The sequence below is a fragment of the Plantactinospora solaniradicis genome (assembly GCF_042658085.1).
Lineage (GTDB): Bacteria > Actinomycetota > Actinomycetes > Mycobacteriales > Micromonosporaceae > Plantactinospora > Plantactinospora solaniradicis.
The window spans coordinates 1-6,155 of sequence record NZ_JBHSPR010000116.1 but is presented as its reverse complement, the minus strand read 5'-3'; the positions used below and the strand labels follow the sequence as shown (position 1 = coordinate 6,155).

Sequence of the window (6,155 nt, the reverse complement as noted above, 5' to 3'; positions counted from 1 at the left end):
GATGGCAGGGCTGATGTCGGGGTCCTGTACGACTATGGTGCGTCGACGAGCACCCTGTGGATGTTCCGTTCCACCGGTACCGGCTTCGCTGCGCCCGAGGCGTGGTGGCGCTCCGGAGCAGGAAGTTGGGCGTCGTCGAGTAGCAAGCTTGCGGTCGGTGATTACACCGGTGACGGCAGGGCTGATGTCGGGGTCCTGTACGACTATGGTGCGTCGACGAGCACCCTGTGGATGTTCCGCTCTACCGGTACCGGCTTCGCTGCGCCCGAGGCGTGGTGGCGCTCCGGAGCAGGAAGTTGGGCGTCGTCGAGTAGCAAGCTTGCGGTCGGTGATTACACCGGTGACGGCAGGGCCGATGTCGGGGTCCTGTACGACTATGGTGCGTCGACGAGCACCCTGTGGATGTTCCGTTCCACCGGTACCGGCTTCGCCGCACCGGAGGCGTGGTGGCGCTCTGCGGCAGGAAGCTGGGCCTCGCCCCGCAGCAAGCTTGCGGTCGGTGATTACACCGGTGACGGCAGGGCCGATGTCGGGGTCCTGTACGACTATGGTGCGTCGACGAGCACCCTGTGGATGTTCCGTTCCACCGGTACCGGCTTCACCGCACCCGAGGCGTGGTGGCGCTCCGCGGCGGGAAGCTGGGCCTCGCCCCGCAGCAAACTCACCTGACAGCAACACGACAGCCGGCGGCTATCTATCACTGAGCTTCTTCATTGTGAAGCGGCCACGCCGAGCTCGGCGAGCTCGGCGTGGCCCGGTCCACGCTCTACCTCGATTCCTGCTCAGCCAAACAGGTCGCCGACCGCCCCTAGGGTGAACCGGTCTCCAATACCCCTCCCCGCGCGGACACCACCGGTGCGGGAGGTGGCACTTGCGTTGGTCACGGCAGGCGGTTGACGCGTAGCCGGCGGGCGATCAGCTCGTCCTCGGTGATCGGGCCATCGTGCAGCAGCTTCTCGATGTCTGTCGCGAGCGCGTGGCCGAGCCCGGAGCAGATGGCCTGTGCTTCCCGCCAGAGCGACCGTGCCCGGCCGGGCGTGCGGGCGGCGACGGCCGATGCCAGCAGATCAAGACCGTAGGCCTGACGCAGCGGGTCGTGTGCGGCTTGCGCGATCTCGATTTCGGCGGCGGCGGATTCAGCGGCGAGGTCGAACCGTCGCTGCCGCAGCGACAACTCACCGGCCCAATGGTTGAGGTAGGCCGTGGTGTGCACGTCGCCGCTCGCCCCGGCCGCCGCCAGGCCGCTACGGACACACTCCGCAGCCTGCTCGAACTCACCCTGGTTGAAGTACAGATGAGTCAGGTTGAGCCAGAGCACCGGCGAATAGCGGGAATCGTCGGCGTAACCGGGCAGGGCGAGTGCCGCCTGCAGATGTCGCCTGGCGTCCTGCGGTCGGCCGACCGTGTTGCAGAGCCCGCCGAGGTTCACCAGGATCGGCCCGGTTGACAGCACGTCGCCGGCTGCCACCGCGATGTCGAGTGCTTGCTGGTATGCCTCGGCGGCCTGCTCGTACCGGCCGAGCTGTTTGTACGCCACGCCGAGACCCACGAGGATCCGGCTCTCGGCGTACCAGTCACCCCACAGCCGTGCCGATTCCTGGGCACAGCTGTACGTTTCGACCCAGTCACGCCACAGTCGATGCTGGTGGTAGAACGCGAACAGGCTGCCGGCGAGCTCGGCGGCAGATCGGTGCCATCCGCGGCGGCCGAGATCGCGGATGAGGGTTACGAGGTTGTCACGCTCGGCCCCGAACCAGACCAGGGCGGCTTCCCGTGAGGTGAACCGCAGCGGCTGTGCCGGCGGGTGGGCCAGGTCCGGCTCTGCCCTGCCGGCTCGCCGTGGGCTGAGTAGTGGGTAGGCGTGGAAGGCGGTGTCGAGGTACCAGTCGGCGGCACGGCGAACGGCGGCGGACAGGTCCTCCACCGACTCCTCGGCGAAAGCGCGTTCCCTTGCGAATAGCCTGACCAGCTCGTGCATGCGATAGTCGCCGTCGGCGCCTGGCGCGGCGAGCTGACGTCGGGACAACGAGTGCAAAAGCCGGCGCGCGTCCGGAGCGGGCAGCGCGGCGGCGGCCGCTGCGCAGAACGGGTTGACCGCGACGACGGGTAGGGCGCCGAGCAGCCGAAACAGTCGGGCGAGGTCCGCATCCAGCCGGCGGTACGAGCTGTCGAACACACCGCGCATTCCGCGGTCCTCATCGTCGATCTCCAACGTAGCCAGCCGCTTGTCTTCCGGTGCCAGCTCCGCGACGATCGCCTCCGGTTCGAGGCGCGGATCATCCGCGAGCCGGCAGCCGATGATCCGCAGGGCAAGTGGGATGCCGTCGCACAGTCGCGCCAGCTCGGCGAGCGGGCCAGTGGAGGGGTTGGGTGGCCGGACGCCGCTCACCGCGGTCAGCAGATGCATCGCATCATCGACCGGCATCGGCTCGAGGCGGATCTGGCGAGCCCGGTCGTGCACGCTCAGGCCGGGCAGAGCCTCCCGGGACACCGCGATCACGGTTACGTTGGAGTCGACCGGTAGCGCGGCGCGTACGTGCGCCGCAGCCGGAACGTTGTCCAGGATGAGCAGGCGACGCCCCGTCACCGTGGCGTGGTAGACGGCGGCCAACTCCTCGGCGTCGTCGGGTAATCGATCGTCGGTCAGGCCGAGGTGTCGCAGCACCAGCCGCAACCCCTTCTCAGGGGAGATCGGCCCGGGCGCCACATGGCCGTACAGGTCGACATAGACCGCGCCGTCGGGAAAGCTCGCGGCTGTGGTGTGTGCCCAGTGCAGGACGAGCGCGGTCTTTCCCACGCCACCGACGCCGTGGACGGTCCCGAGCGCGGGGCCAGGGCGTGCACGTTCGGCCAGCCGGTCCAGGGCGGCCAGCTCTTTGGTACGGCCGACAAAGTCGCTGATGGGGTCGGGCATTGTGTGCGTCGACGTCGTCGACCGCCTGGGGGGCGGCCCGGGTGCGGGCGTCGCGACCGCCGGGTGTGCAAGCAGCAGCGCTGGGTCCGCCCGCAGTATCGCCGCGTGCAGGTCGCCGAGTTTGCGGCTTGGCTCGATTCCACTCGCCTGTACCAGGTGCCGACGGAACCGGGTGTAATGCTTCCCGGCCTCGATGGTCCGTCCGGACCGGTGCAGCGCGAGCATGTACAGGGCCGTCAGCTGCTCGTTCTCTGGATGCGTCGCAACCGCGTCCGCCAGGTCCGGAAGCACCTCGCGATGGCGTCCCTGCTCCAGCTCCCCGCCGAGCAGGCTCTCGAGAGTGCGTAGTCGCAGCTCGTCCAGGGGCCGACCCACGCGCTCACGCAGGGCGGCACTGGCAACGTCCGCCATGAGGGGCCCGCGCCAGAGGTTGAGCGCGTCGCGGTAAAGCGCCGCGCGATCGCCGGCATCGCCGATGTTGCTGGCCCGCTCGACCAGCGCACGGAACCGGTGAGTGTCAACCGAGCTGGGCGGTACGTCGACCAGATAACCGACCTGCTTCGACACGACCCGGGGCGCAGTTGGATACGGACGCAACGCGGATCGAAGCCGAGCGGCGTGCGCATGGATCGTGCGTCGTGCGGTCGCCGGCGGCTCCTTGTCCCACAGCAGGGCGATCAACCGATCTGTCGGTACGAGTCGGTTGGCCTCAAGCAGCAGTAGGGCGAGCAGACAACGCTCTCGCCGCCGACCGAGCGGGACCTTCTGCCCGTCGAATCGGGCTTCGAACGGACCGAGCAGCAAGAAATCCATCACCATGATCACTCTTGTCTCGCGGTGGGCCGTTGGCAACCCTATGGCAACACGTCGGCAGCGCGCGCGGGTGAAGGTATGGACAACCGTCACCTCCGAACCGTGGAGCACTTCGTAAAACCGCTCGCTCGTGCCGGTCAGGTGACGGGCGAACCGGCATTATCTGTGCGATGCGCACAATAGGGGAGTGGCATGCTGCGGGCCGATTTGGTCGCTGGTGAGACGAGCGGAGACCGCGAATCAGGTGCGCCCGACGAAGCAGATCCGCCTCACGAAGCAGAAGGGAGTCGCCGATCCACCTGATCATGCTGTCGGTACCCGGGAATTCATCAAGGCTGGTATGACACGTACCTTGATCAGTTGTCGGGCATCAGGCGGCCGGCGGCACACGGGGGCGGCCGGCCCAGCCAGGTGCGGAATCCTGACAACGCTGCGTGTACATCCTTCCAGGAACACCTGCATGGCCAAGCCGAGGAGCGCTGCTTTTCGGCAGGACACGTTGCTGTCCGCATCACCAACTACCACGGGGGAAATGTTCATGAACGTCAGCACCGGTACGGCGAGAACCTTCCAGGGCGGTCTCGTTCGGCAACGCCGCCGCGATCTGGGCCTGTCGCAGAAGGAACTGGCTGGCCTGACGGGCCTCAGCGAGCGGACGGTCAGGGACATCGAACACAGCCGGGTCACGCTTCCGAGGAGTGCGTCGCGGAACCGGATCTCCGATGTCCTTGGTTTGAATCGCAGTCCGGAAGCGCAGCTCAATCTACCCGACATCGACGTGCTCGGTGCGCTGCGGTTGACGATGCGGGGTCGGCAGGTAGACCTTCCGGGAGCGATGCTGCGCGGTCTGCTCGGCCTTTTCGCACTGCGCGACAACAACGTTGTCCAACCGGAGGAGATTGTCGACTGGCTCTGGGGGGCCGATCCTCCCAAGAGCGCCCGGAACCTCTTGCACCTCTACGTCTCGCGGCTGCGCCAGATTCTCGAACCCCAGCGGCCGCAGCGCAGTCGGGCCGGACTGATCCGCTCGAGGAACGGCGGTTACGAGCTTCGCCTCGAACCGGCTCGGATCGACGTGCACGTGTTCCGCGCCCTGGCCCACCGCGCCCGCGCGGCAGCCCGGCTAGGTCAGGTGGACGAAGCCCTGGACGCGTACGCTGCGGCACTGCACGCCTGGCGCGGCCCGGTGCTTGCCGATCTCGGTCCCCGGATCCGCGTCCATCCGGCCATCGTCAACATCACCCGTGCCCGCGTCGCCGCAGCGGCGGAGTACGCCGAGATCGCGGTGGCGGCGGGACGCCCCCGGCTCGTACCGGACCTGCTCATGGACCTCCTTCCGCAGGAGCCGCTCAACGAGACGCTCCACGCACAGACGATGACCGCACTGGCGGCCGACGGGGATCCGGCCATGGCAGTGCGCCTGTTCCACGAAATCCAGGTCCGTCTGCGGGAGGAGCTGGGGATCTCACCGGGTCATCAGCTCCAGGTCGCGTTGGCCACCGCTCTTGGCGCGATGCGGCAAGCGTGATCCGCATCCGCCGGTCCGCCCGATGGGGAACTGCCGCTCTCCTTCCGGGCGGCATCCCATCGGCCGCCGTCTTTCCGCCGGTCACATCGACACGGACAGGCGTCGATTTCCCGTCAACTCTCCTTTGTGTACGCCGCCCTAGCGTGGCGATGCCGGCCAGCTCGGTCGGCCCGCGAGCACATAGGAGACATATCCATGAGGAGACCCTGGCGCACGGCAGGCCGTGCCTGGGTGCCGATGGCGATAGCGACCGCCACGTTCGCCGCCGTTGGCCTGACCCCGTCACCCGCGCACGCCGAACCCGATGAGGCCACGACGCGGGCCCTTCTTGCCAACGCCTATCAGACCGCTGCCTGTGACCCCAACGGAGTCAGCTCGGCCGACAACGCGATGGCCAGCCAGCTCAACCCCCAACTGAACGGCACCCTGGACGGCTACCTGAACGGCTATCGCGTGTCCTGCGCGAGGATGATCGTCGCCGCAGTCAAGGCCCGTGGCCTCAACCAGCGCGCCGCGCAGATCGCGGTCACCACGGCGATCGTGGAAGCCACCCTGCAGAACATCAGCGAAGAGGTCGACCACGACAGCCTGGGCCTGTTCCAGCAGCGAGCCTCGTGGGGCACCCGGGAGCAGCGCCTCAATCCGACCTGGGCGACCAACGCGTTCCTCGACAAGATGATCCGGGTCTACCCGAACAACTCGTGGAACACCGCCCCGATCGGTGAGGTCTGCCAGGCGGTGCAGGTCTCGGCCTACCCGGACAGATACCAGGCGCAGGCCCACGACGGCGGGGTCATCGCCGCCGCGCTGTGGGCCGGTAACCCACCGCGGGCCGGCCAGGAGGCGTTTGCGGATTACAACGGTGACGGGAAGACCGATATCGCGTTGTTCCGGCCTTCT

The 6,155-nt window shown here is 67.8% G+C and carries 3 protein-coding genes and 1 pseudogene; 3 read left to right on the top strand and 1 reads right to left on the bottom strand.

Annotated features, from left to right (window positions below; translation table 11 throughout):
- On the top strand, positions 1 to 669 hold a 669-nt coding region (locus ACFP2T_RS47400; RefSeq protein WP_377434519.1), incomplete at its 5' end, for an FG-GAP repeat domain-containing protein.
- Positions 670 to 880: 211 nt separating this feature from the next.
- Here ACFP2T_RS47400 and ACFP2T_RS47395 read toward each other — a convergent pair.
- Positions 881 to 3,733, bottom strand: a complete 2,853-nt coding sequence (locus ACFP2T_RS47395) for an AfsR/SARP family transcriptional regulator (RefSeq protein ID WP_377434517.1) — start codon at positions 3,731 to 3,733, stop codon at positions 881 to 883.
- 454 nt (positions 3,734 to 4,187) lie between these two features.
- Between ACFP2T_RS47395 and ACFP2T_RS47390 the strand changes: the two genes are divergently transcribed.
- Together ACFP2T_RS47390 and ACFP2T_RS47385 are read left to right on the top strand one after the other, a co-directional pair.
- Positions 4,188 to 5,255 (top strand): BTAD domain-containing putative transcriptional regulator, encoded by a 1,068-nt coding sequence (locus ACFP2T_RS47390; protein ID WP_377434514.1) that lies wholly within the window; start codon positions 4,188 to 4,190, stop codon positions 5,253 to 5,255.
- Positions 5,256 to 5,450: 195 nt separating this feature from the next.
- Positions 5,451 to 6,155: pseudogene (locus ACFP2T_RS47385) on the top strand (hypothetical protein); the annotation flags it as partial.

Excerpts from the sequence above, each read along its gene's own strand:
- ACFP2T_RS47390 (WP_377434514.1), top strand. The coding sequence starts at position 4,188 with ATGGCCAAGCCGAGGAGCGCTGCTTTTCGGCAGGACACGTTGCTGTCC.
- ACFP2T_RS47395 (WP_377434517.1), bottom strand. The coding sequence starts at position 3,733 with ATGGTGATGGATTTCTTGCTGCTCGGTCCGTTCGAAGCCCGATTCGAC.